The 23,871-nt window shown below is 58.2% G+C and carries 23 protein-coding genes; 16 read left to right on the top strand and 7 right to left on the bottom strand.

The genetic code is table 11. The features are described from left to right. Positions 1-42: 42 nt before the first annotated feature. Both DM450_RS14705 and DM450_RS14700 read right to left on the bottom strand, forming a co-directional pair. Positions 43-576 carry a hypothetical protein gene (locus DM450_RS14705; protein ID WP_142635986.1) on the bottom strand — a complete coding sequence of 178 codons (534 nt, stop codon included), beginning with the start codon at positions 574-576 and terminating at the stop codon, positions 43-45. A gap of 533 nt (positions 577-1,109) precedes the next feature. Then, positions 1,110-2,270 (bottom strand): IS110 family transposase, encoded by a 1,161-nt coding sequence (locus tag DM450_RS14700; RefSeq protein ID WP_081331662.1) that lies wholly within the window; start codon positions 2,268-2,270, stop codon positions 1,110-1,112. Positions 2,271-2,516: 246 nt separating this feature from the next. Here DM450_RS14700 and DM450_RS26240 point away from each other — a divergent pair, with 246 nt between their 5' ends. The 3 genes from DM450_RS26240 to DM450_RS25870 all read left to right on the top strand — a co-directional run bounded on the left by DM450_RS26240 (position 2,517) and on the right by DM450_RS25870 (position 4,001). Continuing rightward, entirely contained in the window at positions 2,517-3,080 is a 564-nt protein-coding gene (locus DM450_RS26240) for a DUF805 domain-containing protein (RefSeq protein ID WP_260609889.1), read from the top strand. 255 nt (positions 3,081-3,335) lie between these two features. After that, positions 3,336-3,728 carry a hypothetical protein gene (locus DM450_RS14690; protein ID WP_142635984.1) on the top strand — a complete coding sequence of 131 codons (393 nt, stop codon included), beginning with the start codon at positions 3,336-3,338 and terminating at the stop codon, positions 3,726-3,728. A 114-nt stretch (positions 3,729-3,842) separates the two neighbouring features. Then, the gene (locus tag DM450_RS25870) at positions 3,843-4,001 is read left to right on the top strand and encodes a hypothetical protein (RefSeq protein WP_185928622.1); all 159 of its coding nucleotides are present in this window, start codon (positions 3,843-3,845) and stop codon (positions 3,999-4,001) included. Here the strand turns inward: DM450_RS25870 and DM450_RS14685 are convergent. Then, positions 3,990-5,072 (bottom strand): IS630 family transposase, encoded by a 1,083-nt coding sequence (locus tag DM450_RS14685; protein ID WP_142632508.1) that lies wholly within the window; start codon positions 5,070-5,072, stop codon positions 3,990-3,992. The two genes, DM450_RS25870 and DM450_RS14685, sit on opposite strands and share 12 nt — an antisense overlap. Positions 5,073-5,806: 734 nt before the next feature. Between DM450_RS14685 and DM450_RS14680 the strand changes: the two genes are divergently transcribed. The 5 genes from DM450_RS14680 to DM450_RS14660 all read left to right on the top strand — a co-directional run bounded on the left by DM450_RS14680 (position 5,807) and on the right by DM450_RS14660 (position 12,660). Beyond that, the gene (locus DM450_RS14680; protein WP_185928621.1) at positions 5,807-8,368 is read left to right on the top strand and encodes a DNA-primase RepB domain-containing protein; all 2,562 of its coding nucleotides are present in this window, start codon (positions 5,807-5,809) and stop codon (positions 8,366-8,368) included. A gap of 178 nt (positions 8,369-8,546) precedes the next feature. Then, entirely contained in the window at positions 8,547-9,698 is a 1,152-nt protein-coding gene (locus tag DM450_RS14675) for a site-specific integrase (RefSeq protein ID WP_142635981.1), read from the top strand. Positions 9,699-10,068: 370 nt separating this feature from the next. Further along, the gene (locus DM450_RS14670; RefSeq protein WP_142635979.1) at positions 10,069-10,455 is read left to right on the top strand and encodes a hypothetical protein; all 387 of its coding nucleotides are present in this window, start codon (positions 10,069-10,071) and stop codon (positions 10,453-10,455) included. Positions 10,456-10,588: 133 nt separating this feature from the next. Further along, positions 10,589-11,941: a diguanylate cyclase gene (locus tag DM450_RS14665; protein ID WP_235054319.1), complete on the top strand. Its 1,353-nt coding sequence runs from the start codon at positions 10,589-10,591 to the stop codon at positions 11,939-11,941. An 8-nt stretch (positions 11,942-11,949) separates the two neighbouring features. Beyond that, on the top strand, positions 11,950-12,660 hold the full coding sequence (locus DM450_RS14660; RefSeq protein ID WP_142635977.1) for a hypothetical protein: 711 nt from the start codon (positions 11,950-11,952) through the stop codon (positions 12,658-12,660). On the opposite strand, the gene DM450_RS14655 is transcribed toward DM450_RS14660, so the two are convergent. Continuing rightward, positions 12,657-12,956 carry a hypothetical protein gene (locus tag DM450_RS14655; RefSeq protein ID WP_142635975.1) on the bottom strand — a complete coding sequence of 100 codons (300 nt, stop codon included), beginning with the start codon at positions 12,954-12,956 and terminating at the stop codon, positions 12,657-12,659. The two genes, DM450_RS14660 and DM450_RS14655, sit on opposite strands and share 4 nt — an antisense overlap. Positions 12,957-13,433: 477 nt before the next feature. Here DM450_RS14655 and DM450_RS14650 point away from each other — a divergent pair, with 477 nt between their 5' ends. From DM450_RS14650 to DM450_RS14630, 5 genes are all read left to right on the top strand, one after another. Next, positions 13,434-15,161: a bifunctional diguanylate cyclase/phosphodiesterase gene (locus DM450_RS14650; protein WP_142635973.1), complete on the top strand. Its 1,728-nt coding sequence runs from the start codon at positions 13,434-13,436 to the stop codon at positions 15,159-15,161. A gap of 542 nt (positions 15,162-15,703) precedes the next feature. Continuing rightward, entirely contained in the window at positions 15,704-16,147 is a 444-nt protein-coding gene (gene tnpA, locus DM450_RS14645) for an IS66-like element accessory protein TnpA (protein ID WP_142635971.1), read from the top strand. Continuing rightward, positions 16,144-16,497, top strand: coding sequence for an IS66 family insertion sequence element accessory protein TnpB (tnpB, locus tag DM450_RS14640; RefSeq protein ID WP_142635969.1), 354 nt, complete (start codon positions 16,144-16,146; stop codon positions 16,495-16,497). Before tnpA (DM450_RS14645) ends, tnpB (DM450_RS14640) begins: the two co-directional genes overlap by 4 nt. Before the next feature lie 92 nt (positions 16,498-16,589). After that, positions 16,590-18,098: an IS66 family transposase gene (gene tnpC, locus DM450_RS14635; RefSeq protein WP_185928620.1), complete on the top strand. Its 1,509-nt coding sequence runs from the start codon at positions 16,590-16,592 to the stop codon at positions 18,096-18,098. After that, positions 18,095-18,706, top strand: a complete 612-nt coding sequence (locus DM450_RS14630; RefSeq protein WP_142635965.1) for a UPF0149 family protein — start codon at positions 18,095-18,097, stop codon at positions 18,704-18,706. The genes tnpC (DM450_RS14635) and DM450_RS14630 overlap by 4 nt, the downstream gene beginning before the upstream one ends. A 196-nt stretch (positions 18,707-18,902) precedes the next feature. Here the strand turns inward: DM450_RS14630 and tnpC (DM450_RS14625) are convergent, their stop codons facing one another. From tnpC (DM450_RS14625) to tnpA (DM450_RS14615), 3 genes are read right to left on the bottom strand one after another with little or no spacing between them, the layout of a single operon-like run. After that, positions 18,903-20,567 carry an IS66 family transposase gene (tnpC, locus tag DM450_RS14625; RefSeq protein WP_142635963.1) on the bottom strand — a complete coding sequence of 555 codons (1,665 nt, stop codon included), beginning with the start codon at positions 20,565-20,567 and terminating at the stop codon, positions 18,903-18,905. A 60-nt stretch (positions 20,568-20,627) separates the two neighbouring features. Further along, positions 20,628-20,948, bottom strand: coding sequence for an IS66 family insertion sequence element accessory protein TnpB (gene tnpB, locus DM450_RS14620; RefSeq protein ID WP_260610419.1), 321 nt, complete (start codon positions 20,946-20,948; stop codon positions 20,628-20,630). A gap of 17 nt (positions 20,949-20,965) precedes the next feature. Continuing rightward, positions 20,966-21,322 (bottom strand): IS66-like element accessory protein TnpA, encoded by a 357-nt coding sequence (tnpA, locus tag DM450_RS14615; RefSeq protein WP_142632478.1) that lies wholly within the window; start codon positions 21,320-21,322, stop codon positions 20,966-20,968. On the opposite strand from tnpA (DM450_RS14615), the gene DM450_RS26235 reads away from it, so the two are divergent. From DM450_RS26235 to tnpC (DM450_RS14600), 3 genes are all read left to right on the top strand, one after another. Then, positions 21,284-21,769 carry a transposase gene (locus tag DM450_RS26235; RefSeq protein ID WP_142635961.1) on the top strand — a complete coding sequence of 162 codons (486 nt, stop codon included), beginning with the start codon at positions 21,284-21,286 and terminating at the stop codon, positions 21,767-21,769. The genes tnpA (DM450_RS14615) and DM450_RS26235 overlap by 39 nt on opposite strands. Further along, the gene (tnpB, locus tag DM450_RS14605) at positions 21,766-22,113 is read left to right on the top strand and encodes an IS66 family insertion sequence element accessory protein TnpB (protein ID WP_142635959.1); all 348 of its coding nucleotides are present in this window, start codon (positions 21,766-21,768) and stop codon (positions 22,111-22,113) included. The genes DM450_RS26235 and tnpB (DM450_RS14605) overlap by 4 nt, the downstream gene beginning before the upstream one ends. Before the next feature lie 67 nt (positions 22,114-22,180). Continuing rightward, complete coding sequence (gene tnpC, locus DM450_RS14600) at positions 22,181-23,869, top strand: IS66 family transposase (RefSeq protein ID WP_142635957.1); 1,689 nt, start codon at positions 22,181-22,183, stop codon at positions 23,867-23,869. The last annotated feature ends 2 nt before the right edge of the window (positions 23,870-23,871 follow it).

Here is a 23,871-nt window from a genome sequence, read left to right as displayed (position 1 = left end):
GATCTCCGGGTTGTCTGCAAAACCCCCGGAATCACACGAACCTCAGCCGCTCAACTCCTTTCGAAACGGCCTCTTAGGGTGCTCAATGTAATCATACTTTTCAACTTCATGTCGAAGCCGATGCTCGACGTTACGCATAGTCTGCGCCGAGTGCATGTATGAACGAAAATCGTTCAACTGCTCGATGTTATTAAAAATCATTCGACACCCAGCAAAGTCGTGCATTGCCGAAACATCAGCGATAAGGGGAGTGCCCGAAGCGCTCCGCCGCCCAAGCTTATCAATAACAGTATTTCGGCGCTTAAGCCTCTGCGCAAACTCAATATAATAGTTGCGCTTCGAAAAATGCCCCTTCAACCAAGCTTGAAAAGTATTGATCACATATCCATGCGCCGCGCGCCACTGATCTACGATCAGAAAATCGGCTTCGGTAGCAACTCCTCGCGAGATAGCTTGGCCAGCACGTTTTACTGCGGATTTGCTAGACGGGGGTTCAGGATAAGCCATCCTTAGCGAATAGCGCCCGAATAACTGATCATCAATGAAAAAGCCTAAAATTGTGACTGTTATGCGCAAATCCGGCCATCTTATATGAATAGGCCAGCAATCCCTTGCGAACGCCTTGAGAACACGCCAAAAGCGTTTTGCCTTCCGTGAAAGCCGGAGGGTGGGGCGTGGAAACCCCTCTTAGCATGCTCGGTCACCAGATTTGGAGGCCGGGTGGCATGCGCGCATGTCCAGTCGGTTCTGCCGATAAAGGCGCATGCGCCTATGCTAAGTAGGTTTCCAACATTCTCTAGCTGAGGTCCCTGCGGCAGGGCGGGACGTTGGTATTGCTACTTCATCATGCTTTGCCTTTTCTGACAATAGTCTCGTCGGCATATCGATCGACCCGGGGTGCAACAGTCTCTCCGGGGTCATGCGACGGCTATCATGTTGCAGCCTGTATCTGTGTCGCATGCCGCAATGGGGTCGGTTCGTATCGAAGGGTGGCGCTTCAACAACCGTTGCTCGGGGTCATCGCTGCCCCAACGTTAGAATCGAAGTCACCAGTCCCTCCGCCTCCCGGGAGGATCGTACCGTCCGACGGACGGATGGCGTAAAGCGTATTAGGCGCGTGCCGCCTGCATCATCTGGCGATGCGGCTCGACGGTCTCTGTCTTGAACTGGAAGTGGGTGCCGTCGCGCCACATGCCGAACAGGATGACGGCGAGCTTGCGGGCAACCGCCACTTTCGCCTTGTTGAACCCGACCTTCTTCGCCAGCCTGACGCCCCAGTCCTTCAATGACGAGAAGGTCTTGGTAGCGGATAGCAGCACCGTTGCTGCATTGACCATGTGCGTACGGGTCAGTCGATTGCCCATCTTGCTGATCTTGCCGTGGGTCAGGCTCTCGCCGGACTGGTACACACGCGGCGTGAGTCCGAGATAGGCAGCGACATCGTCGGCTCGCCGGAAGCGGGATGGTTCTTCGATCGCGGTGAAGAACGACAGGGCAGTGATGGCGCCGATGCCCGGTACCGCCATGAACCGCCGACATACCGGGTTGGCGGCGGCGAGCGCCTCCAGTTCGGTCTCGATCCGCACGGCATCCGCCTGGAGCCGTTCGCACAGGTCGAGCACCGGCAGGATGCGCGGCCGCAGATTGATGCCTTCCCGATCCTGGATGATCAGCAGTTGTTCGACGACACGGTCGCGATAGGTAGCCGACGACTTGGCGCCAGGCTCGACCCGCCCGCCATAGACGCGCAACAGGCCGCGGATCATGTTCTCGTTGGCCAGGCGTTGCTGAACCAGGCGGTGGCGCATGATGAGCTGGGCGCGCACCTCGAAGCAGGCAGCGCTCTTTACATAGACCTCGGTCAGATAATCGCGGCCGGTGCGCGTGATCTCGGCAATACCGCGCGCATCGTTGGTATCGGTCTTGTTGCGCTTTAGGGACAGCACCCGATGGACCTGCAACGCATCCATCACGGCGACCTGATAGCCCTGCTTGCGCAGCCCGCCGGCAAGATGCGCAGACATCGCGCCGGTCTCCATGCCGACGACCGCCACATTGGAGGTGAAGTTCTTCGCCAAGTAGCGCCCGATCTCGGTCGGGTGCGTTTTCATCGAAACCTGGTGGACGACCTTGCCGTCGCGGTCCAGCACGCACACCGATGTCGACTTGAGGCCAACATCGAGGCCGACCCAGACGCGGCCACATGCCGGGTCCACTTCCGCCGTCGCCCGGATCGCCAGGATCTCGGGGTTCGTGATCTTCTTCGTCATCGCGTCTTCTCCCTTCCATCGTGAAGCGCCATCGTGCGCCCATTTGCAGGAGAGAAAAGACCTCAGCTAAACCACAACCGGCTTTGGCCGTCGCTCCCGAGAGGTACATAGGGGCGGCAGAGGGTCAAGCCGACACTGCTCCTGCAAATGCGGGGGCATGAGCGTGCATCAACAGCAAGATTTTTAGCGGTCTGTTCCGTCGTGCCCATCGGCGCGGTCGTCACCCCACGATATAAGGACAGCCAAATGATTGACGAAGAGGCTCTGCGGAGCATCGAGAAGCTCCACCAGATGAAGCAGGAAGGCATCATCTCGGAATCGGATTTTGATGCAGCAAAGCAAGACATTCTAAAGGGTCGTGCCAGGCCAAAGACAAAAAGCCCAAGGCCAAATATTTATACACACCCTGAGACGAAAAATGATCAACTACCCGATGACGGTCAATTCATTGAATGGTTGATTCTACCGCTCAAGCGCTATGCCGATTTCACCGGTCGTTCTGGCAGGCAAGAGTATTGGTTGTTTCAAGCAGCAGCAGCCGTCATAACATTTGCATTCCTGCTATCGGTAATCGACTTGGGGAGCGGTTCCAGCATCCTTGTCGCCGGATCGTCAGGCCTTGCTCTCATTGGCTTGATAGTGCCCCAAGTGGCCCTGCAGGTTCGCCGCTTCCACGATCAGGACAAGCCGGGGTGGTTCGTGTTGCTGAACCTCGTGCCGTACGTTGGTCCGGTTATCGTGCTGGTCTTCATGTTGCTCAGGGGCACTCCCTGGGAGAATCGCTACGGGCCTAACCCGTACGATCAGTAATCCACTGTACCAGACAGATGAACGCCCTCGGATAGCCTCCGGGGGCTTTTTCATGCCCGAAAGGATTGCGCCATGATCGCCAAAATCATCGCCACACTTATCATGGTGGGCGGCTGCATCATTTGCCTTCTCTGCATTGGCAGAGCGCTTTTCATGCTCCCGCTGCTGTTCATTTAACAGCGCACCACATCACCAAAAGCCAAAGGCTCTCCCGGATCATCGCCGGGAGGGCTTTTTTTGTTGGAAATCAGAATCATGTTCATCATCCGCACCCACGAGGAAATGTCCGACACCATGGCCATCCTCGAAGGCAACGAAGTCCACACCTTGCTGGAAGCCCATCTGGACCGGCTGGCAGAGTACGATGGCTTCGGCCTCGAAGACCTCGCCATGTTCGCCATCGCCATGCCGGGAGATACCCTGGACAGCATCAACGAAGAGTTTGGCCGCTCCCTCATCGACAGCAACGGAACCTTCATCCAGCCGCCCGAGATCATCCAGCGACATACCGACTGGTTCGAAATCGCCTTCATCTTGTCCGACGATGGCTTCGGGCTGGTCCTTTTCGTGCCGATCGACAGCAGCACCGATGCAAGGTTGATGGCTGCCACCGAAGCGGCCTTCGCGGAAGCAACGCAAGCCCTCTAACCGTCAACGGCCTCAAGGCTGAACCTATACAGCAAGTGGCCTTGGGGCCGCCGTTTCTTTGCCTCTGTGCCTCGCTGCATCGGGGCATTTTTTATGTTCAGAAAGGACAATGCCATGAAGGTCGCAACCTACCTGCTTGCGGGCATCCTCATCCTTGGCCTGATCGGCGCAGCGGTTAAACTACTGGTCATCCTCGCCATCGCAGGTGTCATCATCGGCTTCATCGTCAATCCACGTGAAACGATCGGCATGATTGCCCTGCTAGTGGATTGACTCCAACGTTTGGAACCCTCGATTTCGAGCCGCGATGATTTCGTCCGGATTGGCCTTCCAGATGAAGGGCTTGGGGTTGTCGGCGTTGTACTCCCGGATGAACCGGTTGATGGCAGCCTGGAGGTCGACGACGGAGTGGAAGACGCCGTGCTTAAGGCGCCGCCTGGTCAGCTTTGCGAAGAAGCCCTCGACGGCATTGAGCCATGAGGAAGATGTCGGCGTGAAGTGGAAAGTCCAGCGCGGATGGCGGGCGAGCCACTCCTGGACCTTGTCCTTCTTGTGTGCGGCATAGTTGTCGAGGATCACGTGGATCGCCTTGCCCTTGGGTACTTCACGCTCGATCCGATTGAGGAAGCGGATGAACTCCTGGTGGCGGTGGCGCTGCATGTTCTGCCCTATCACGGTTCCGTCGAGCACGTTGAGCGCAGCGAACAGCGTGGTCGTGCCGTGGCGCTTGTAGTCATGGGTCAGGGTGCCGGCGCGGCCCTTCTTCATCGGCAGACCGGGCTGGGTGCGGTCGAGCGCCTGTATCTGCGATTTCTCGTCGATCGACAGGACCACCGCATGGGCGGGGGGATCGACATAGAGGCCGACGATCTCGGTGAGCTTTTCGGCGAAAGCCGGATCGTTCGACAGCTTGAAGCTGCGCCAGCGATGCGGAGCAAGCCCATGCGCCTTCCAGATCGACTGCACTGTCGAAACGGCAAGCCCGACCGCTTTGGCCATCGCGCGCGCCGTCCAGTGGGTTGCCTCATGCGGCGGCGGTTCCTGCGTAAGCCGGACAATTTCGGCCACGCGCTTGGGCAATACCGGCGCCTTGCCGGGCGGACGGGACTTGTCGCGGAGCAGGCCATCGACGCCTTCGTGCATGAAACGCTCCTGCCAGCGCCACACGCAGGTCTTCGACTTTCCTGTTGCCGTCATAATCGCCGAGGTGCCCAGGCCGTCGCTGCTCAAAAGAACGATACGGGCGCGCCAGACATGTTTCTGTGGACTCAAGGGCGCCGACACGATGTCGTGCAGGCGTTGACGGTCGGAGGCCGAAACGATGAAGCTGATCCCATCACGCATCCTCCGAGACTGACACGCCAGCAAGCCAGTGGGAATCCCCAACTGGACTCTTTCGTTCCGGTCAATCCACTAGCCATCATCGGCTTAGTCACACGCTTCCCGCTGCCGGGGGCAATGATCATTCTCGCGTTGTGTATAGTCGGCACAATGTCGAAGGCCGGGAACGTGCCCTCGTAGCGTCGTCGATATTCGGGGAGCGGCCCAGACAGAGCCGGTAAAGCCGGAAGGCGGGACATCTGCAGCGTGACCACCGGCATACCGGCTCTACCCTCTTTCGGGCGGGCCGGGCGGAAATGTCGCACATCAATCAGCATGAGCGAATTCGGCTTGGCAACGCGTCCGGACCATGCTTATAAGCCCGCCGCGCTTCGGGGCGTCTACCACAGTCTAACTATGGGAGACGTTGGCGCATCACATCTCGGTCTTCGGACCATCAAATCACATCACAAACCCGAAAAATCGTTGCGTTCGCTTTTGACAGGCGAGGTGCGTCCAGCGTTCAGCTCGGCGTATTCCCCTTCGGTGAACGTATGTTTTTTCAGCCACTTAGCCCTCGTGGGCGGTGGGATTAGGTATACGTGATTTGACCAATAATAATGAAAACGCCGCGCCCTGCGCTGCTACCCCGTCTCGTTCCTTTGGAGCGCGCGTTGCCGCTAACTGGCAGGCAATCGTCGAACATCTGCGCAATCTGCCTCTCACGGAAGAGCCCGAGATCAATCGGGAGAGCGCCGATGCTTGATGTAAAAACGATCACCATAGGCCCCAAGGTGGACAACCCTTCGCCCATCGTGCGGGCCGAAGCCGAGCAAGGGCAAGATAGCACCCGCGTTCCCCCAACCAACGCCGATTTCTGTCAGGCGATCTTCTCCGACCTGTCGGCTGGTGGCACACCATTGATCACAGCGAAGACGGGCGATCCCAGTCAAGGAGGATGGACGCCGCGCCCCGGCTCCGAGATTGATCGGATTTGTCAGCCTTCGGCAAACACCTACTTCAATTGCGCAAGCTTCAAGCCTGACGGTGATGATACTTGGGCTGCGAAGAAGGAGCAGGCCGTAGCCTACCATGCTGTCGTTCTCGATGACGTCGGCACCAAGGTTGCGCGGGAGGCGATCCCCGACATTGTGCCGACATGGGAACTCGAAACCAGCCCCGGCAACTTCCAAGTGGGGTTCAAGCTCAATCCGCCACTGCAGGACGCCTCGACGGTAGACCAGTTGCAAAAGCGGATTGCAGCAGCCGGGCTGACCGACAAAGGCGCTGGCGGAATGGCGCGATGGATGCGCCTTCCTATCGGTATCAACGGCAAGGAAAAGTACCGCGTTGATGGCCAGCCCTTCGTCTGCCGCATGCATGTCTGGAACCCGGACACGGCATATTCGGCGGATACCCTTGGTGACCTGCTTGCGCCGAACGTGACGACCACCCCGGCAAGGCAGTCCGCGAAATCAAAGGTCGGGGCAAACTCTGACCTGAATTGGGATGTCTATCAGCCCAGCGCGACGGAGAACCCGGTTCTGACGGCGTTCAAGGCCAACCGGCTCTATAAGTGCCAGACCGGGCCGGGAAAACATGAGGTGATTTGCCCATGGTTGTCGGAACATACTGACGCTGACGACTCCGGAACCGTGTATTACGAACCAAGCGAAGCCTATCCTAACGGCGGGTTCCGTTGCCAGCACTCGCATGGTGACCAGTACCGTCTCCGCGAGGTCGCCGAGCACTTCGGTCTGAACGCCTCTCAAGTCAGCAACAAGCCACTGATTCGGGTTGTGCAAGGTGAACTTGACGGTGTGGTAGCTGCCGCAGAATCGGTCCTAGCGAGTCAGGAGGGTGTGTTCCAAGCTGGCGGGTTGATCGTCAAGGCTGCCTTCGATGCCCGCACGGGCGACTACGGCCTAAACCCGCTTAGCGAGGCTGAGGTAACCCGCATTCTGGCTAAGGGCGCGCACTGGGAAAAGCTGGACGGGCGTTCGGATGAATGGCGTCGTACAGACCCTCCTGGACGGCACGTCACGGTTCTTCATCGCGGCGATCGTTTTGATCATCTCCTGCCGGTTGTGGGACTTGCCCGCCAACCATACTACCGTCCTGACGGCTCGCTCACCACGGCGTCCGGCTACGACCCGATATCGCAGCGGATCGGCGTATTCGATGGCGCGAAGTTCGCTACGGTGGGTACATCGCGGGAAGATGCTCAACAGGCATTCGACCTGATCGACGGGCTTCTTGCCGAATTCCATTTCGTCTCTGACACGGACAAGGCAGCGGCGTTCTCAGCTATCCTCACAGCAGCAGTGCGTCCGAGCTTTGATCTAGCTCCGGCGTTCCACGTGCAGGCCCCTGCCCCGGCATCAGGCAAATCTTACCTATGCGAAGTCATCAGTGGTTTTGCAGGACCGGGAACGCCTGCACGCATGAGCTATCCCAAGACGCCGGACGAGGCGACCAAGGCGATCATGGCGGTGCTGCTAGGTGCGCCTGCGGTGATCGAATTCGACGACATGGATACCGATTGGCTGCCTCACGGATCGATAAACCGGATGCTGACGTCGCGCAGCATCACCGATCGAATCTTGGGCCAGAGCAAGACTGCTACGGTTTCGACCACGGCGCTGGTGCTTGGGTCCGGCAACAACGTCGAACCGATCCGCGACCTTGCCCGCCGCGTCATCACAATCAAGCTGAACACACGCTCAGCTAGGCCCGGAACGATCCAGTATGCTGGAAACCCCGTCGCCAAGCTGCGTGCCGAACGTGAAAAGTATGTCTCGGCAGCTCTGACCATCATCGAGGCCTGGAAGGCAGCGGGATCGCCCAAGGCACCCGTTCCTCCGGTCGCGAGCTACGATGGCCCCTGGACGGACCACTGTCGCCACCCGTTAATCTGGATGGACCTTGCCGACCCTGCCAGCAATCTGATCCAGCAAATGCATACCGACCCGGACGCCGAAACGCTGAAGGTCATGCTGACCGAGTGGTACAAGAAGTATGGCAATTCGGTCAAAACCGTTCGGGCCATTCTCGATGATATGGGCGCGACTGCCCTGCATGATGCCATCGAGGATCTACCGGGTCAGCAGACAGGGCGGATCAATCGCTCCAAGCTCGGCTGGTACTTCAAGAAAAACATGAACCGCATCGTCGGCGGCTACATGCTGGAGCAGGTTCCGGCGAGCGAACGCGTCGCCTGGAAGGTGGTGAAGGTGGAAGGTGGTGAACCGGCTTCCCCGCCTCTACCGGCTCCGACTGACGCGCTCCCTGAGAATGTCGCTCGCGAGCACATGTTCTAATCGATCGAGGGCCTGAGGGGCGTTCAGCACGGGCGTCCCTCGCTTCCTCAACATCCCCAAATTCGCCGTTGTGGCCCCGCTGACAGTCGAACCGTGACTGTCCGGTACTCCGCCCTTGCGCTCGCCTCGCGGTGCCCAGCGGCCTCTTCATGAAAACACTTTCCAAAGGATATCAAGAATGGCCAAGCTTAAACTCACTTCCGCCCTTTGCCGCGCCCTCGACTGCGAGACGGGCCTTAAAAAGGAAGTCTTTCGATGCACCGAGCAAACTGGCTTCGGCATCGAGGTCCGCTCATCGGGGCGCAAGACGTACTGGTTCTACTACACCAACCCTGCCGGAAAGGCTGCCCAGATCAAGATCGGCGGGTACGACGATATTACATTCGAGGCTGCCAAGCGAAGGGCGAAGGAACTGCGCTCGCAAACGGTCCTGGGTGGCGACCCTGCTGCCGAAAAGGCCGAGCGTAAGGCCATTCCGACCTACGGCGATATTGCCCTACAGCACATGGCGCACAACGCAACGTACCAAAAGACGCCCCATAACACCGATCGAATCATCCGCTGCCACCTGCTACCGCGCTGGGGCAAGCTCAGGCTGAACGAGATCACCTCACAGTCCATCGCGCTCTGGCTTGCAGAGAAGCGCAAAGGGCTAGCTCCGGCGACAGTCGAAAAGATTCGCGTGACCATGAACCGGTCCTTCGAACTGGCCGCTGAATGGAACATTCCCGGTGCGTCACCTAACCCGGTTCGGACGGTGAAACGGATCAGGTTCAATAACCGCCGTGACAAGTACCTGACCGCCGACGAGGCGAAACGGTTGCTGGCAGAATGTGACGCCTCGCTTTGCAAACAGCTCGGTTCGATCGTTCGCCTCTTGCTTCTCACCGGGGCTCGCAAGATGGAGTTGCTACGGGCAAAATGGTCAGACGTCGATCTGGAACGGCGGGCGTGGTACATCCCAGAAACCAAGACCGGCGTGCCCCGACACGTGCCTTTGTCGTCAGCAGCAGTCGCCGTTATCGAAGGTCTGCGTCGATGGGACGGGTGCCCATGGTTGATTCCCAACCCCGAAACCCGTGAGCCCTATACCGACCTAAAGCGTCCATGGGATACTGCCCGCGACAAGGCAGGCCTTTCAGACTTACGTATCCATGATCTGCGCCATTCCGCCGCAAGCTTCCTCGTGAACAGCGGTGTAGACCTTTACGCGGTCGGCAAGATCCTCGGGCATGCCGATCACCAATCCACGATGCGATACGCCCACCTCGCCAACGACACGTTGATGTCTGCGGTCGAGGCTGGGGCAGCCAAGATGCAGCTCGCCTGATGTACGCGGACGAATTGCAGCAGGAGCTTTTGGCGCTCGACACGGTCCTTCAAGATCGCGAGGTCAACCGTAACGAACGCGCCACTATCTTGATCGCGGAATGTCTTGGGTCGGGGCCTATGCCTGGACCAGAGATAATCGATCGACTGCATCAACTTGGCTTCAACCGAAGGCATGTCGGCATCAGGCTCGAACGGGACAGGGGCGGACCTTGGCGACGCACCGATGACGGCCACTACCAACTGAATCCGTAACAACTTCCCCCGGACTTGCTGCCTGCAGGTTCGGGAATTCCTCTGGCATCCGCCGACGCCCTTGCGTGCCTATTTTCCGGGCATGGATCGACGCGGCCTTTTCTCAAGGAATCGATATGACACAGCAGCAATTCGCCGGTCGGACATGCACCGAGTGGAACCGGGACTGGAAGCCTCTGAAGGACGGCCTCAGTCAACGCCACGCCGATCTACGCGGATCAGTCGGCGTTTTCCGTCTCCGCCTTGGCAAAGAGGTGGTCTACATCGGCTGTGGCCGAGAATATTCCAAAGGCGGCCTGATGAAGCGCCTGTTCGATTTCAGCCGGGAAAGCGACAGCGGGCGTAAGCATCATGCAGGCCAGAAGATATACGAACACCGCGCAACTCTTGAGGTCGATGTGATCGTAACCGGCACCGACTATTCCGCCGGGGTAATCGCCCAGCGCCTGAAGGGAGCCTTGCTTGGCATGAAGAAGCCCGCTTGGAACGTCGCTCGCACCTGAACCTACCGCCCCGGATTTGCCATGCGCAGGTCTGGGGCATTCCCTTATTATTTTTGTGATTTTACCGATGCTACAGCGCCGATTTCCATGCTCCGCTTTATCCTCTATGGGCGGTGACCTACGGAACGCCCCTTTGAAGGAGGCAGATGAAGATTCAGGAGATGGCTTGGTGACCGCGTTAAAAAACATTGTGGAGGCTAATGCCGATGATCTGGTCGCCCTTTTCTACAAAACCCTACTGCAGGATGACGAAGCAAAGCATTTCCTGAATTACTCAGTCGTCGAAACGCGGCTGACCTCTTCTTTGCGGGCATGGCTGGTTGAGTTGCTCGGCCCTAGCGACATTCGCGAGTCACCGGACATCCAGGACAGGCAGAGGATTGTCGGCGAAGCCCATGCAAGAATCAAAATTCCTGTCCATCTTGTGATGGAAGGAGCCCTTGTTATCAAATCGCGCCTCGCTGAACTGATCGCCGTGGACATTGACGATGCAGCGGCAGCGATAGCCAATGTGCAACTGGTCAATGACCGCATCGACACGGCGATCATGCTCATGAGCAAGGCATACATGCGTGATGCAACAGCGCGCGCCAGATTGGACGAAGCCTATCGGTTGTTTTCGCTCGACCAGGATATCGGCATTGAAAAGGAAGCGCAGCGAGCATCCCTGATGCAATGGAGTCAGGAAACGCTGTTTGCATTGTTGGGAGGCTCTTTGAGTCTGTCAAAACTATCGACATCTCAGTTCGGGCTGTGGGTACGCCACCGTGCAGGACTAATGTTTGAACGCTCGCCTGCTTTTGAGAACCTCACAGCGGAAATTGGTAGGATTGACAATATACTTCTCCCTAAGATTGAATCTGGTAATGGGAGAAGTGGCGACAATGATGCTCTGCATCAATTACATTCTGCTGTTAACGAAATACTATTCATAATGAATGACCTCTTTCAGGTCCTGAACTCGATGGAAAATGGTCGAGATCCATTGACACGTGCCCTTAACAGGCGATTTTTGCCTTCCATATTGGGACGAGAGATCACCATTGCTAATCAGAACAAAAGCGCCCTAACCATTTTGATGGTGGATGTTGATCATTTCAAGAGCATTAATGATCGCTTCGGCCATCAGATAGGCGACGTTGTTCTGAAGCAAGTTGCACAGGTTGTGATGGAGAACGTCAGGCCCAGTGATTTCGTATTCAGATATGGTGGGGAGGAGTTTTTGATAATTTTATCGGAAACGCATCTCAATGAAGCTAAAGGAATAGCTGAAAGAATTCGCACTGATCTTTGCGATAGGGAGCTTGACGCTGAAGTACCTCAGGTATTGAAGGTTTCTGCATCGATCGGCATTGCCGAGCATTTGGGGCACCCTGATCAGAACTATCTGATAAAGGCTGCCGACGAGGCTTTGTATCAAGCGAAAGCAAACGGCAGGAACAGAGTTGAAATCGCAGTTGCAATGGCGCTGTCCGAAAATCGGTAGAGGCAGTCATGATCGAATTCGTCGCCCCCGCACATGAAGACCCGGCCCTTGCCCAATCGCCCTTGCTGCGCGGTGCCTTGCTGACCCTCGGCTATATCGTCGAGCATGGCCCCATCGGTCTGACGCAGAGCAAGGCGCTGAAGCGGTATTTCGTGATGTGGGCTGCCGAAGCGTTCAACTGGCCGTATTACACCGCCGAAGACCTGTATGCGGTGAACAAGGTGCTGAACGAACCGGACTTCCCGCCGCTGGTGGTGCTGCATGACTTACTGGTTAGCGCCAAACTTGCACGGCATCGCAAAGGCTTCCTGTACATCACGAAGACCGGCAAGGATCTACTACAGCATCCCGGCAACCTCTGGATCGCCTTGGCCCATCACGTGCTCTTCGTCCTCGATCACTCCCGGTATACGCGGTACGGTGACGAACTCGCCGGAGATTGGCTTCTGTTCCTCAACATCATCAACGTCGAGGCACATACTGGCCTGACCTACGAGCGTTTCGCAGAGGTGCTGTTCGGGGCTGGATCGGAAGACCATCGAGCTTATGCTTTGACCTACATCCATATCCTGCGGCCTTTGTGCTGGCTCGGATTGCTGGATGAAATCCGCCACGGCAATCCCTATCCGACAGAGAAGCTGTTCACGAAGACCGCTCTATGGCCTCGGGTTATCCAGGCAGAATCAGACAAGATACTGCCGCCAATCACCCACCATTAGACCATTACAGTTGCGGACACCCGGCGACGAAACGGCTGATGCGGGGTTGCGGTACGCCGAACGTCTTGCAGTACGCTATTTCCAACGGTTGGCAGAAGCGCTTCAACCTCAATGGCTTCTTCATACGATTGCACATCCACATGCACATTGAAGCGCCCGTCGAAGCAGATGTTGACGACACTTGAAAGCGGGCACACCGAGCGCACCGCCTCGTACAACAATTCCAGTTCAGTCCCCAGCGACCGGGTAGCGGACTGCGTCGGGTTCAAAGAGTGGATATTGCTGATAGAATTCATTGTACCACCTCATTCCTTTGCTTTACGCATAGGTAAACTTGGTTCGGCGCGGTTTGCTCCTGCTTCGTCGAGATGGTGGCTGGAGGTTACATGGTTTTCATCAAGTCGATATCAGGAAGCCTTTGAGTTATGGCTTGTTTTTGGCCGCGTAAAATTCTGTCAAATCCCCGAATGCCAGTTGGCAGAGCGACCCAGCTTTCCATCAAGGCTTGTTCGCCGAGTGCTGCGTTTGCAGGTGGCTTCCATAAGGCAGGCCTTTATCGAGGATCTCAGTTCTCATGCCGTTCACCTCTCCATCGTTCGCCCCGGTGGGGTAAATCAAAAATATCTACGTGTCACTCAATGGATTGGGTTGTGGCCTAGTAAATTATGCTGACGACACTATTTTCGAGAGCAGCGGAAGACCTGTGGCAATGCGAAATTGCCGGAAACCTGGATATTACAATATACTTTTACAGTAGTGGTTGCATATAGATCATGTCAAAGAGATATCTGTCGAACGAAGATTTCATTCGATACGCCCTTGACTGCGCGGCAATCGTTGCAACGACAAATTCTGCTGGCGAAATCACATTCGTCAACAAGAAGTTTTGTGAAATAAGTGGGTATAGCAAGGAAGAGTTGGTTGGTAGCAACCACCGTATCGTGAATTCCGGTGCTCACGGAGAAGATTTCTTTCGCCAGATGTATAGCCAGATTTCAAATGGCTTGAACTGGCATGGCGAAATCTGCAACCGCCGGAAAGACGGCAGCTTATATTGGGTTGATACGACAATTGTTCCGCATGTCAGCAAGGCAGGAAAAGTCGATGGATATACGGCCATCCGCTTTGATATCACTGATCGCAAAACAGTTGAAAAAGAACTTCGATCAGCCAACCAACTGTTAGACGATGTCGCAAATATTGATGCATTAACAGGTACGCCCAACAGGCGTAAATTTGGCGAATCGATCGAAAAAATCCTCGCGTCGGCTAATCAAGCTTCACCCCCGTTCTATCTTGGGCTTATGGACGTCGATTCATTTAAAGATATTAATGACGCCTTTGGTCATGATATTGGCGATGCCGTAATGCAGGAAATGGCTTCAAGGCTATTGGCATCTGTCGGAGATGAGTGCCTGATCGCACGGGTGGGCGGAGATGAGTTTGGCTTCATCCTATCGGGGGTGGATGATGAAAACGCACTAAAGTTTTTTGATGGCATTCTTGATACGATAAGAGAACCTATTGATCTAGGAAAGTCATCACGTAATTTTCCCGCTAGTCTTGGAGTTGCAAAGTACCCAGATCATGGGTCTACCTACCTATCCCTGTTCAAAGCGGCAGATATAGCTCTGTATCATGCTAAAAAACTTGGTAAGGATCGCGTGGAATATTTTGATGAGGAGCTAAGATATGCAGTAGATAGGAAGTTCCGCCTCCTTAGCGGCATCCAAATGGCTATCGAGAATGAGGAATTCAAGCTATTCTATCAGCCTGTAGTGCCTGTGAGATCAACGCTCCCCTTCTCTGTCGAAGCCCTGTTGCGCTGGCAGCACCCTGTACATGGCGTACTCTCTCCAGACAGCTTCCGCGATGGTTTTGATGATAAACCTACCGCTGCCGCTTTAGGCTTGTACATACTTGAGCAAGTTTTCCGTGACGCAGAAACGCTCAGGGCTGCTGGTGTGGAACTGGGGAAGATCGCCATCAATTTAAGCAATGCGGATTTTCGCACGGACCAGTTTATAGAGCGTTTTTTTGAACTCTCTCGTCAAACTGGTATTGCAGCCAATCAGTTTTGCGTTGAGGTGACAGAAGGTATGTTCCTGGGCAGGGACCATCAACGTGTGCATCAAAGCCTGCAGCAGTTGCATGATGCTGGAGTTATGGTGGCACTCGATGACTTTGGAACCGGCTATGCCTCGCTAACTCATTTGCGCCAATTGCCGATTGACCGTATCAAGATTGACAAGAGTTTCGTCGAGCGCATCACGTCTAACTGCGATGACAAATTTATTGTTAAGGGAATAATAGACGTTTCTCATAAATTGGGAAAGACTGTTGTGGCAGAAGGTGTCGAGAACCTGGATCAGGCTAACTTGCTCATTAAGATGGATTGTGACTTCCTACAGGGATGGTATTTCAGCAAGGCGAAGCCCGTAGATATTTTGCCTTCAATATTGGAAGAAATTAGAACCGAGAGGGCTGTTCTGGTTACGTGAGATGCCCTGCGTACGTTGCGCGAGGACTGCCAATTGTACGATGAACCAAAGCCAAGCTGATGGAAGAGGAGGTCCGGGTTTTGACCGGGTCGAAATCCGAACTTTCACCGAGCCAAAGTGCTTTCGGTAGGAAGATGCCCAGTTCGGATTTCGGCACAATCTGGGTATCGCTTGGGCAACCCGGAAGATTGGGTAAATTCCGGCATCAGAATCCTCGGAAACCTTCGATTTCCGCCGTTCTATCGCTCGTGTTCGTAATGATGGGGTCACGTGTTCGAGTCACGTAAGCGGCACCACCTTTCCCTCTCAGATCGTCCCAAACGCTCCGAAATATGGCTGAATTCTGCCATTCTTGAGCCTCCCCGGACTAAGAGTGTGTCAGGCAGTTCCAGGCCATCTTGAGCAAAATGGGGCCACGAAATGGCACCAAAACCTCCTTGAGAGTCCTGCCTTATACGGTTAGCGATGCGAGCGCCCCACGTAGACGGCGCTGATTGCTGAGCCAATGACCCTGCCTTTGAATTGGCAGCGGAGATGGCAAGATGCTCGATGATGACGCCAGTGGTTTGAACGGCGATTTAAACAGTGCGGCACGGTGTGCGAATACGCATTGGAACGGTGTGCCGCATAGTGCGAAGTCGGATGTAGCCGAAGCGACAATCCTGGGCCCGCAGAAGCGCAACCGACGGTGGGATGCACACGAGAAGGCGCGGATCACTGCGGAAAGCTTTGAGCCGGGCGCCAACATCAGCGCGGTGGCGCGGCGCCATGGCATGAGCCCGGGCTTGCTCCATTACTGGCGGCGAACGGTGCGCGACCGGGCGGCGATGGAGCCGATCTCGTTTGTGCCGCTGGAAGTCGACGATGGCACGCGGGCTCCGGAAGGCAGTCTCGAGATTGGGTTCGACGGCGCCCACGTCGTGGTGCGCGGCGCGGTGGACGCCGGCGTCCTGAGGGTTGTTTGCGAGGCGCTGCGTCAGCGATGATCGGCGGGCGCAGCGATCTGAAAGTCGTGCTGGTGTCGGGCCCGATCGACTTCAGGGCCGGTATCAACAGGCTCGCCTCGCTGGTGGCCAACGAGTTGGGCCGAGATCCCTATTCCAGTGATGTCTTCGTGTTCCGGTCGAAGCGGATGGACCGTTTGAAGCTCCTGCATTTTGACGGCTCCGGAACCATCATGGTGACAAAGTGGCTGGAGGCTGGGAAGTTCTTCTGGCCGCCCGTGACAGGCGGGGTGATCAAGCTGACCTCGGCGCAGATGACGCTGCTGCTGGGCGGAATGGACTGGCGCCGCCTTGAGGAAAACCCGATAAAAAAGCCCGACATGGCAGGGTGAAAGTGCCGGTTTTTATGGGTTTTTGCGCGATTGTGTGCTAACAAAATCGGGTGACCCGACCCCCGGAAAATCAGGCTGACGCACTCGATGCGATGACCCGCCGGGTGGCGGAACTGGAGGCCGAACTCGCGGCGGCCTCCAGGCTGTTGCAGACCTATAAGGCGATGTTGTTCGGTTCGCGCTCCGAAAAAGCGCGCGTCGTTCTGGACGAGCAAGGGTGCCTCGATCTGGGGGACCTGAGTGCCGTTCACGTGGCGCCAGCAGCCAACGATGATCCGATGCCCATGGGGGTAAAGCCTCGTGCCAGGCGCAACATCGGCGCTCTACCCAAGCATCTGCCCCGGATCATTCACGTCATCGAACCTGAAAGCACGCAGTGTGCCTGCTGTCAGGGCGGCATGCATAAAATCGGCGAGGACGTGAGCGAGGCGCTCGACATCGTGCCGGCCATCCTGCGTGTGATTGCGACCGTCCGCCCCAAGTACGCTTGCCGGACCTGTGAGGGCGGCATCGTCCAGGCACCGGCGCCGCGCAGGATGATCGAAGGCGGAATGGCGACAACCTCGCTGATCGCCTGGATCGTGACACAGCGCTTCGCATGGTATCTTCCGGTTTATCGCCAGGCCCAGATGCTGGCAGGGCATGGCCTGCAGATTGATCGATCGACGCTGACACGCTGGCTGAAGTGCGCAGCCTGGTGGCTCGAAGGCCTCTACGATCTGCAACTGCGGGCAATCCATAGTCATCCCCGCATCCACGTCGATGAAACCCGGATGCCTGTGGTTGGAGGTGGCAACGGCAAAGTCCGCATCGACCAGTTCTGGGCCCATGGAACCGATGATCGCCCCTGGAATGGTCCGGCACCGCCGGCGGTGTGCTATGTCCATGCCCGTTCCCGAAGCCATCGCACGATATCCGAGCAGCTTGGACGCTATCAGGGCGTGCTCCAGGTCGATGGCTATCGTGCCTATAAGGCCTTCGAGAACCCGGACGAGTTGTCCGGAGATATCCGGCTCGCGTTCTGCCTCGCGCATCTGCGGCGACGCTTCGTGGACCTTCATAAAAGCACCCGATCGCCGATCACCGCGCAGATCATCACTCTGCTCAGTCGCATTTATCGGATCGAGGCGGAAATCCGTGGCACCAGTGCCGAGCACCGGCTGCTCACGCGGCAGGAGAAGTCCAGGCCGATCATGGAGGAACTCAAGGCGCTGCTCGACGATACCTTGCCGCGCGTCTCGCAGGTCTCGGATCTGGCTGGGCACATCCGCTATGCTCAGGGCCACTGGCGCGGCCTCAACCTGTTCCTCGAAGATGGCCGCGTCGAGGTCGATAACAACATGATCGAGCGGCAAATGCGCCCGATTGGAATCGGACGCCGCAATAGTCTGTTCGCCGGCAACGAAGGCGGGGCCCATACGTGGGCGGTGCTCGCTTCCCTGCTTCAGACAGCAAAACTGAACGGGCTCGATCCCTACACCTGGCTGAACGATGTGCTGGCCCGGATGGTCTCGGGTGAAGTCCTCAGCAATGATCTCGAGCAGCTCCTGGCATGGAACTGGCGCCCCGCTGAACCGACCGCTATGCGACTGGCCGCATGAGTAGCACCAGTCGCTTCAAGCGCCCAAAGAAGCCCAGAAGAGCGCGCATCCTCACGCATGAAAAGCTTGAGGAATGGCTGGCCACTCGCGAGCATCCGATGCCGGGCGTATCGATGATCGACGGCTATCTCGCCGCGCTTGTCGTATCGCCCCAGTTCATTCCTCCCGAAGACTGGCTGCGCCCCATAGTCGGAGACGGCATCGCCTGGGCGCCGGATGGCAGTATCGAGGAGGCTGTCCGCAACACGATCTTCCAGCGGTATAGCCAGATTGGCGCGACCCTGTCCGGCGGACCGAAGCGCTATGCCCCCATTTACATGCGCACGGACGCTGGCGAAGTTCTCCTGGAGGACTTCGCCAATGGCTTCTACCTCGGCATGCGGCTCAGCATCGACGACTGGAAGCCGCACATATCCAATCCGGAAATCGGCCACCCACTGACCGCCATCCTCGGTCATTGCACGACAATGATGCCCGAGGATCAACGCCAGAACGCACTACGCGGCCAGGCCGGCGAGATCCTGGCTCAATCCTGGAAAATCGTTCCAGAGCTGGTCGAGATGCTTCACGTCAGCATCGGCGGCGCCCGAAACATCGAAATCCGATAACCAGCAGCGTCAACGTGGGGTTCTCGCACCGCTAACCTTATACGCTTTGTCCCCAGACTTTGCGTACGGCTCCGCTGAGGGCCGCCTTGCAGGTTGAATCCAGACCCTGGAGGTAAGCACTGGTGCAAGCTGTAGTGCTTGCACTGATGCGAGGGTGATGCGGTAAGCATACGCCGAGGACCGCGGCGAAGTTGGGTCAGGCGGCGAGATCGACCTTAGCGGACCGCCAGTTCCACGGGAGCAACTCGTCGATCCGGCTGATGGGATGATCGGCGATGCGGGCGAGGACGTCGGCGAGCCACGCCTGGGGATCGACGTCGTTGAGGCGACAGGTCTGGATCAGCGAATAAGCGACCGCCGCCCGCTGGCCACCGCGATCGGAACCGCAGAATAGCCACGATTTGCGTCCGAGCGGCACACAGCGCAGCGATCGTTCGGCGGCGTTGTTCGAGAGGCAGACCCTGCCTTCGTCGAGAAAGCGGGTGAACGCACTCCAGCGGCGCAGCATGTAGTTGATGGCCTTGGCGAGATCGTGGTTGCGCGAGATTCGGGCGAGCTGTGCGTTCAGCCATTCGTGGAGCTCGGTCATCAGCGGCGCGCTGAGTTCCTGACGGGCTGCGAGACGTTCGGCCGGGCTCTTGCCGTTGATGTCGCGCTCGATGGCGAACAGGGCATCGAGCTTCTGCACGGCCTCGAGCGCGATCGGATAGACGAGCCCGGCCTTCTCGCCGCGGCTCTTTTTACGTGCGGCACCTTCGACGTCGGCCAGCTCGAAGAATTTCCTCCTCGCGTGCGCGAAGCATCCAGCCTCGAGGATCGCCCCCGGCTGCCGGTTCGGAGCGTAAAGCTCGTTGTAGCCGCCATAGGCGTCCGCCTGCAGAATCCCGGACCAGGCCGCAAGATGGCGTCGTGGATGATCGCCGCGCCGGTCGCGCGAATAGTAGAAGACGACCGAAGGGGGATCATTGCCGCCGAAGGGCCGATCGTCGCGTACGTAGTCCCACAATCGCCCGGTAATCGTCTTGCCCTTGGCCATGATCGGCACGGTGGTGTCGTCGCCGTGCAGGCGCTCGGCGGCCAGTGTGTGGGCCTCGATCAGTTGGTATATTGGCATCAGCGCAAGACAGGCCGCGCCGATCTGGTCGGCGAGCGTCGAGACGCTGAGCGTCACGCCTTCGCTGGCAAAGCGCTCGGCCTGACGGTGAAGCGGCTGATGCTGGCCGTACTTGTCGAACAGCAGCATGGCGAGAAAGCTGGGGCCGGCCCATCCGCGCGGGGTGACGTGGAACGGTGCTGGCGGCTGCGTGATCTTCTCGCAATCCCGGCAGGCGAACTTCTCGCGCACCGTCTGGATGACCTTCCACGAGCGCGGGATCACCTCCAGCGTCTCGGTCATATCTTCGCCGAGCCTGGACAGCCGGTTGCCGCCGCAGGCCGGGCACGAGCACGGCGCGGCAACGACAACACGTTCGCGCGGAAGATGAGCGGGGAACGGCTTCCTGACCGGCTTCTTGCGCTCGAAGGCGGAAATGGCCGTCGTCTTCGCGGCGGCGGCTTGGGCGGCGAGTTCGTCCCCGGCCGCATCGGCTTCGAGGTCCTCGAGCTCAAGCTCGAACTGCGCAAGCAGCCGCTCGGTGCGTTCGGCGCTGGTGCCATACTGCTCGCGGCGTAGCTTGGCGTTCTGCAACTTGAGATGGGCGATCATGGCCTCGGTCGCACTCGCCAGAGCGCGGGCATTGGCCAGTTCGGCCTCGACGGCTGCGGCGCGTTGCTCTGCCTCGTCGGCCTTCAGAAGCGCGTTCGCCAGCAGCGCCTTGAGCGCATCAGCGTCATCTGGAAAGGGCGAAGCAGCGGCTTCCATGAAGGGAGTGAATCATCGTCAGCCCCTCCGATCAAGCCCGAAATGCGATCGCTTTACTAGCTATCCGGCGCTCTGTGGCCGCCAGGAATACTGCGGGTTGCGCCAATCGATACCGTCGAGCAGGCAGGCGAGTTGCGAACTCGTCAGCGACACCACACCATCCTTCGCCGAGGGCCAGATGAAACGCCCCTTCTCAAGCCGCCTTGAGTAAAGCGACATGCCGATCCCATCGTGCCAGATGATCTTCACCAGCGTGCCGCTGCGTCCCCGAAAGACCCACAGATCGCCGGCAAACGGATCCTTGGTGAAGTGCTGCTGGACCATCGCGGCCAGACCCTGCATGCCCCTACGCATATCGGTGTGGCCCATCGCGATCCACACTCGCGCGCCCGACGGGATCACCGTAGCGCCTTCAGCGCGGCTGCGGCCAAGGCAGGCGGCGTCGATGCCGAAATGCGCAGTTGCCGGCCATCAGGCAGTTCCAGCACGATCGCCGCCTCCGGTTCGGACAGCCCAGTGGGAGTCACGGTTGGCTCCGAAACTTCCTCGATGACCGCGGGGACGAACGCCGCTTCCGCCCGCCGCATGGCCGCTCGGCGCCAAATGTAAATCAGCCCCCGCGAAACATCGTATCGCCGCGCCACCTGCGAAACGACTGCGCCCGGCGAAAATGCCTCACGGAGAATCTCCAGACGTTCCTCGTCCGACCAATCCCGATGCCGTCGCGCACCATTCAACACCGTCACTTGCGTCATGATCGTCCTATCGTACGCTCAAATGAGCGACCAATAGGACGTCCTGACCACACATCCCGAACCGAGCAAGCGGGTCAGGCCGGACGGTTACGTGATGCGTTGGGTCAGGTGACGATATTTTCGGGAGCGGCACGCCGGCGGCAGTGGAGCGACGAGGAGAAAATCAGCTTGGTCGCCAAGGCATTTGCACCAGGGGCGATCGTGTCTCGGGTCGCTCGGGCTGTCGATGTTCATCCCAGCCAGCTTTATCGGTGGCGCACCGAATTTGGCATGGAAGAGCATGCTGGATCGAATGAGTTTGCCGAACTGGTCGTGGGCACAGAGTATCAAGATGCCGAAAGCGCAGCGTTCGCGATACAGGTTCGTGTGAACGGTGTGTTGGTGAACATCTCCAACGATGCGTCGGCCGAACTTGTCGCGACAACGCTGAAAGTGCTGGTTCAATGATCCCGATCCCGACCGGCGGCAAGGTTTGGCTCGCGCTCGGGCACACGGACATGCGCAGGGGGATGCGGTCGTTGGCGTTGCAGGTCCAGCAGTCCCTGCAAAAAGACGTCCACACCGGTGACCTGTATGTTTTCCGCGGCAAGAGCGGATCGCTGTGCAAGATCCTCTGGCATGACGGCATCGGCATGTCTCTTTACGCCAAGCGCCTCGAAAAGGGCAGGTTCGTTTGGCCCGCGGCGAAAGACGGAACGGTGGCAATCTCGGCTTCGGCGATGGCGTGCCTGTTGGAAGGAATTGACTGGCGCAACCCTCAGGAAACTTGGCGCCCGACACAGGTTGGTTGATCGCCGCAGCGGTGAGGGAAACGGCAGAAATCGTGGGGTTTATTGCACCCTTATGCTATGAAGAGGCATGGCCACCGGCGACGCATCCGACGAGCTTGAGCAACTTCGCGCTGAGCTCGTTGCCGTTCGTGAGCGGGCCGAAACGGCGGCCACCGATCTCGCGGCGGCTCAGGAAAAAGCTCTCATCGCCGATGCCGAGGTCGCCAAGGTTCGGGCGATCAATGCCGACCTTTTGGCACGCAACGCTTATCTCGAGCTGATGAACGAGAAGATGCGCCGCGACAAATTTGGCGCGAGCTCCGAACGCAGCCGCCGGCTGCTCGACCAGTTGGAACTGACCTTCGAGGAACTCGAGGCGAACGCCAGCGAAGCCGAACTTCTGGGACAAATTGCTGCAACAAAGACCACGGCAGTCACGGCCTTTACCCGTACGCGGACCACGCGCCGCGACTTCCCGGCGGACCTGCCGCGCGAGAAGGTCGTGATCCCAGCGCCGGAGGCTTGCCCTTGCTGCGGCTCCGACGATCTTAGCCATCTGCCCGCCGACATCACCGAAACGCTTGAACGCGTGCCCGCCCGTCATAAGGTGGTCCAGACGGTTCGGGAAAAGGTCTCGTGCCGGCAGTGCGAGAAGATCAGCCAGCCCCCGGCGCCGTTCCACGTTACTCCGCGCGGAATGTTCGGGCCGCACTTCCTGGCGAACCTCGCCTTCCAGAAATACGGTTTGCACCAGCCCCTCAACAGCCAGCGGGATCGCTTGGAGCGTGAGGGAATCCCATTGAGCCTCTCGACCCTGGCCGACCAGATCGGTGCGGTCTGCGTGGCGGTGAAACCCCTGTTCCTGCTTCTCGAAGCTCACGGTCTGGCTGCAGATCGCCTTCACGCCGACGACACCACGGTGCCGCTTCTCGCCAAACTGAAGACCGAGGTGGCGCGGATCTGGGACTATGTGCGAGACGACCGACCCTTCGGTGGTCCCGCGCCACCGGTGGCGCTGTGCTATTACTCACGCAATCGCAAAGGCGAACATCCCCGGGCGCATCTGGCAACCTACAGCGGTATCCTGCAGGTCGACAAATTTGCCGGCTTCAACGATCTGTTCCGCGAGGGACGGGGTGAAAAGCCCATGACACGCGCAAACTGCTGGGCGCACGGCCGCCGCGAATTCTTCAAGCTCGTCGACATCAGGCAACAGATGAAGCGCACGAAGGGCGCCGCCCCGCTCATCTCTCCGCTGGCCGGCGAAGCGCTGGAAAGGATCGATCGGCTCTTCGCCATCGAGCGTGACATCAACGGTAAACCTGCGGCAGACCGCCTTGCAGTCCGTCGGGAATTTTCTGCGCCAATCGTCGCCGAACTGGAAATCTGGATGCGGGAAACCCGCGCCAATCTCTCGCGCCACGATGCCGTGACGAAGGCCATCAACTACTTCCTCAACGACTGGGAGGGCTTCACTACGTTCCTCGCCGATGGCCGGATCTGTCTGACCAACAACGCTGCAGAGCGCGAGCTTCGCGCCGTGGCTCGGGGCAGAAAGGCATGGCTCTTCGTCGGCTCGGATCGGGGCGGCGAACGTGCCGCGATGATGTTCAGCCTGTTCGGCACCGCACGCCTCAACGATGTCGATCCCCTTGCCTGGTTTAGCGACGTCCTCGCTCGGATCGCCGATATCCCGCAGAGCCGCCTCCACGAACTCCTCCCGTGGAACTGGAAGGCGGCTCAGCAGCAAAAGCTCGACGCGGAGCTCGCCGCCTGAAT

Origin of the sequence: Sphingomonas sp. IC081 (assembly GCF_006874585.1) — a bacterium.
GTDB lineage: Bacteria > Pseudomonadota > Alphaproteobacteria > Sphingomonadales > Sphingomonadaceae > Novosphingobium.
The sequence above is the reverse complement of the archived record's forward strand: the minus strand, read 5'-3'. Positions and strand labels throughout refer to the sequence as shown.

Coding starts and splice junctions, on each gene's coding strand:
- DM450_RS14700 (WP_081331662.1), bottom strand. CDS start 2,270: ATGACGAAGAAGATCACGAACCCCGAGATCCTGGCGATCCGGGCGACG.
- DM450_RS26240 (WP_260609889.1), top strand. CDS start 2,517: ATGATTGACGAAGAGGCTCTGCGGAGCATCGAGAAGCTCCACCAGATG.
- DM450_RS14690 (WP_142635984.1), top strand. CDS start 3,336: ATGTTCATCATCCGCACCCACGAGGAAATGTCCGACACCATGGCCATC.
- DM450_RS25870 (WP_185928622.1), top strand. CDS start 3,843: ATGAAGGTCGCAACCTACCTGCTTGCGGGCATCCTCATCCTTGGCCTG.
- DM450_RS14685 (WP_142632508.1), bottom strand. CDS start 5,072: ATGCGTGATGGGATCAGCTTCATCGTTTCGGCCTCCGACCGTCAACGC.
- DM450_RS14680 (WP_185928621.1), top strand. CDS start 5,807: ATGCTTGATGTAAAAACGATCACCATAGGCCCCAAGGTGGACAACCCT.
- DM450_RS14675 (WP_142635981.1), top strand. CDS start 8,547: ATGGCCAAGCTTAAACTCACTTCCGCCCTTTGCCGCGCCCTCGACTGC.
- DM450_RS14670 (WP_142635979.1), top strand. CDS start 10,069: ATGACACAGCAGCAATTCGCCGGTCGGACATGCACCGAGTGGAACCGG.
- DM450_RS14660 (WP_142635977.1), top strand. CDS start 11,950: ATGATCGAATTCGTCGCCCCCGCACATGAAGACCCGGCCCTTGCCCAA.
- DM450_RS14655 (WP_142635975.1), bottom strand. CDS start 12,956: ATGAATTCTATCAGCAATATCCACTCTTTGAACCCGACGCAGTCCGCT.
- DM450_RS14650 (WP_142635973.1), top strand. CDS start 13,434: ATGTCAAAGAGATATCTGTCGAACGAAGATTTCATTCGATACGCCCTT.
- tnpA (WP_142635971.1), top strand. CDS start 15,704: ATGCTCGATGATGACGCCAGTGGTTTGAACGGCGATTTAAACAGTGCG.
- tnpB (WP_142635969.1), top strand. CDS start 16,144: ATGATCGGCGGGCGCAGCGATCTGAAAGTCGTGCTGGTGTCGGGCCCG.
- tnpC (WP_185928620.1), top strand. CDS start 16,590: ATGACCCGCCGGGTGGCGGAACTGGAGGCCGAACTCGCGGCGGCCTCC.
- DM450_RS14630 (WP_142635965.1), top strand. CDS start 18,095: ATGAGTAGCACCAGTCGCTTCAAGCGCCCAAAGAAGCCCAGAAGAGCG.
- tnpC (WP_142635963.1), bottom strand. CDS start 20,567: ATGGAAGCCGCTGCTTCGCCCTTTCCAGATGACGCTGATGCGCTCAAG.
- DM450_RS26235 (WP_142635961.1), top strand. CDS start 21,284: ATGCCGTCGCGCACCATTCAACACCGTCACTTGCGTCATGATCGTCCT.
- tnpA (WP_142632478.1), bottom strand. CDS start 21,322: ATGACGCAAGTGACGGTGTTGAATGGTGCGCGACGGCATCGGGATTGG.
- tnpB (WP_142635959.1), top strand. CDS start 21,766: ATGATCCCGATCCCGACCGGCGGCAAGGTTTGGCTCGCGCTCGGGCAC.
- tnpC (WP_142635957.1), top strand. CDS start 22,181: ATGGCCACCGGCGACGCATCCGACGAGCTTGAGCAACTTCGCGCTGAG.